Annotated in this window: 2 protein-coding genes; both read left to right on the forward strand. The window is 40.3% G+C overall.

Translation table 11 applies throughout. The annotated features are described in order from the left end of the window. Positions 1–541: 541 nt before the first annotated feature. Entirely contained in the window at positions 542–1,030 is a 489-nt protein-coding gene (locus tag ACTO17_RS19620) for a hypothetical protein (protein ID WP_172538689.1), read from the forward strand. Between the two features lie 323 nt (positions 1,031–1,353). Continuing rightward, on the forward strand, positions 1,354–3,983 hold a 2,630-nt coding region (locus ACTO17_RS19625), incomplete at its 3' end, for a phage tail tape measure protein (protein WP_482559113.1).

Raw genomic sequence — 3,983 nt, forward strand, 5'->3', positions numbered from 1 at the left:
AAAGCCAGTTATATATGTAAGGTAATTGGGATGAATAAAGATACCCTTAGTAAATTCAAAAACAATAAAATTGATCTGTACCCACATTTATTCGTGAAATTACAGGACTATCTTTTGAATAATTAAGCAGCCAAGTAAACCAAGCACCCATTTCTCAGGAATCCGGATTCTGAAAATGAAATTATAATTCTGAAAATCAAGTAGTAACAGGAACTCAAAAACATTAAAAATTATAGAAAACCAAAAAAATAAGCAAAAAATCATAAAAAACACTAAATTTTTGAAAAAATAAGCAAAATTTTACGTTTTTTAAAAGAAGTGTAAAATATCAACATGATACAATAAAAACTTAATATGGAACTAATGGTATCACAATAGTGGAAGGGTGTAAAGTGGGAAAATTTGTTCGTGTTTTGGATGATGTGGAAAAATGATATTTAAATATGGAAAGAAAGCAAACATATGATTGCATCAATCAAATGGAGGTGGTATAATGAAAACATAATATATATGGAAGAAAGAGTGATTGGGGGTGTAGGGTATGGCAAAGATTACATGTGGGAAATGCGGTACTGAATTCAAATTTGAAGTCGCAAAAAATTTTGAGAGTTGCCCTGTTTGTGGAGCGTCTTTTGATGATGAAGAGGAAAATGTAGATGCAGAAGATAGATCTGATTGGATTACATGGTATTATTATGGTGTAAAAGATGAAAAGGGTAATAAAATTAGCTTATATTTGTTAAAAGATAGGATAATAAATTTGGAGAAAAGTGGAAATTTATACTACCTAATAAAAGAATTTCAAGCACCGCCTAAGGATGAAAATGGAAACTGTGATGCTGCGAAGAAGGAGCTCAGGAAATACGTCCCAGATGCCTTTAAAGAAGTGCAGTCTGTATCCAAAGTACAGTGTCCATACTGTTTCAGTAAGGAATACACCCTTATGAACCGTGGATTTTCTATCTGGACGGGCTTCTTAGGGAGCGGGAAAGCAAAAAGGGTATGCAACCGTTGTAAAAGGGAGTTCTGATTATGAGGTATAGTGTATGGTGCTGTTGATTGTTATTGGGTGCTTTGCGTTTGCATTCCTTGTTGAGCACGTATATTATTCATATCTTGATACATTGCCAAAAGATAAAAGAGATGAATTGATTAAAAAACAATCCCAAAAGACGTGCAGATATTGTAATTCGTCTGATTTTGAAGCTGTGGGAATGAAGCGTGGTAAATTGCTGTTTCAGTGCAAACGCTGCAAAAGGATATGCTAATTAAAAAGAATACTGTAAATTTTTAGGGAGATTATTTCATAGTCTCTCTTTTATTATGCTTAAAATTAAGGAGGAAACAGAAACATTGAGTAATGGAACAAATGAATTTTTATTAGACTTACTTGCCCTTTTGGATCAGCAGAAGAGCAAAACACAGATTAATGCCCAGATTAAGGAACTGGAGAAAAGCATACGGAAATTAAGGCTTGTCGGGATTCTGGCGAAAGGAGATACAAAGAATGGAGTGAATCAGACCATCCGCCAGATGGAAGGGAACCTCCGGCAGATAAAGATACAGGCGAAGATGGACAGCCGCCAGTTGAACAGGGAAATTAACAATGCATTGAGGAATGTGTCAGCAAGGGATATTAACCTCAATCTGAACAGTACAGGCGATAGGTTAAATGCGCAGGTAAGACGCGCTGTTTCCCAGGCAAGGGAATTTGCGGACAGGAATCCGATCAGCGTAAATATTGACCTAAAAAGAGAAAAACTGTTAAACCAGTTTGCTACATTTACAAATAAACATACAAAAATTAATGAATCTTCCTATTGGCTTGGTGAGGCGGAACGGATTCGTGGTGTGATTGAAGCGGTCAGCAACAGGGATGAATTAAGGGATGCAACAGACCAGTTCCAGGTATTTACATCAGGTGTAAGAGCCACAGGCTATGCGGCTGTTTCTACGACTGACAGGATTAAAGGGATGTTGGGAAATATCGTTAAAGCGGGAAATTGCTTTGGGCTTTCATTTGTTGCTGTAAATAAATTCCGCCAATCTTTAAATACACTCAAAACGAATGATACAATACTTACAGAAATTAGCAAGACCAGTGAGATGACGATGCGGCAATTAAAGGAATTAGGGGATGAAGCCTTTGCTGTTGCAAGCAAATTTGGCCAAGTTTCTGGGAATTACCTTACAGCCGTTCAGGAAATGGCAAGGTCTGGGTATGAAACACTGTCAAAGGAACTTGGGCAGCTTTCATTGCTTGCACAGTCGGCCGGGGATATGACGGCGGAAATGGCGAATAATTACCTGCTGGCAACGGATGCGGCATATAAATATGGCGGGAGTGTGGATAAATTGAATGCCGCGCTTGACGGGGCGAACTATATTTCAAACAAAAACAGCGCGTCATTGACTGACATTGCAGATGCCACCCGTGTTTCAGCTTCATTTGCGGCTAATGCCGGAGTTGCTATTGATGAACTTACGGCGGCAGAAGCGGCCATGATCGCAACGACAAAAAGAAGCGGCTCCGAAATGGGCAGGGCATTCAGGAGTATTGTATTAAATTTGCAGCAAGTGTCGGGCGAGTTTGACGGGGAAATGATTGACGAAGAGCAGCTTAAGAAAGTGGAAGCCAGATGCCATTCATTGGGCGTGGAATTGGAATATATAAAAGACGGGGTTGCCACACTTCGTAATCCGATGGACATACTGAAAGATTTATCAGAGGTCTATAATTCCCTGCCAGACAACAGCGCAGAAAAACAAGGGCTTATCTCAGACATAGGCGGAAAGTACCATGCCAATGCGTTATCAGCCCTTTTAAGCCGATGGGATTTATATGAAAAGATGGTTGGCGAGTTTTCACAGGGCACAGGCTCTGCACTGGAGGAAGCAAATAAGACCGCAGATTCATGGGAAGGCCGCTTGAATGCTTTGCAGAATACATGGGACAGTTTTGTAGCATCCATCACAGACAAGGATGCTATAAAAGGCGGTGTGTCATTCCTTGACAATGCAATCCAGTCGTTTGAAAAGCTGGCTGACACAATAGGGGCGATCCCGGTCATCCTTACCACGTTTCAAGCAGGGATGACAGCACTCAATAAGAATTACGGTATTACACAGGTATTTAATAAGGATACCCATAAGATGGATATTCAAGGAAATATTATGGGCATTGATATCACTGCATTCAAGACACAGCAGAAACATTTCCATGAAGCTGAAATTGCAATGAGAGTATGGAATGATGAATTAATAACAGGGACAACAGATATAAATACATTTGGTGGTGCAATTGTCCAAAACAATGAACAATTAAAAGCATACCTCCAGACAACATCCGTGGAAGCACCTGCATCTTTGGCAGGATACCGTTCCTATCTGGCTTCCTGTGGCGTTTCAACGGATGCATTGCGATTGAAAACTGTCCTTTTAAATTCCGCTCTGACTTTAGGGTTAAGCCTTGGCATACAGGCGGTTGCAACAGCGGTTTCAAACTTCATCCGTGTGTCAGGTGACGTTGCGCAGAAAGCAGATGAAGTAAGCAACACTTTCAGCAGCGCAAAATCCGACATAGACAGCTACAAATCTAAAGTGGAAGAACTGCAAGCAGTGCTCAATGATTCCGGCTCTTCCATTTCCGATGTCACAGAAGCGCGCAAAACCCTTATGTCAATCCAGAACGAATTAATCGGCAAATACGGTGCGGAAAAAAGCGCAATCGACTTAATCACCGAGGGAATTAACGGACAGGCAGACGCTTTTGACAGACTGGCAGAAAAACAGTGGCAGGAAGCGAAGAATGAGTTTAACGATGGTGGGTTTGCAAACAATGCAGCAAATTTCGTCCAAGGATACTCTGACAACATTGACCGTATGTTATCGGAATATGGCGATTATAAGGTGAAACTGGATTTATCCGTGGCCACAACCGGATTAAACCCGGAAGAAATAGAGGAATTCAAGCAATTATTCGA

The organism is Petralouisia sp. (assembly GCF_056822245.1).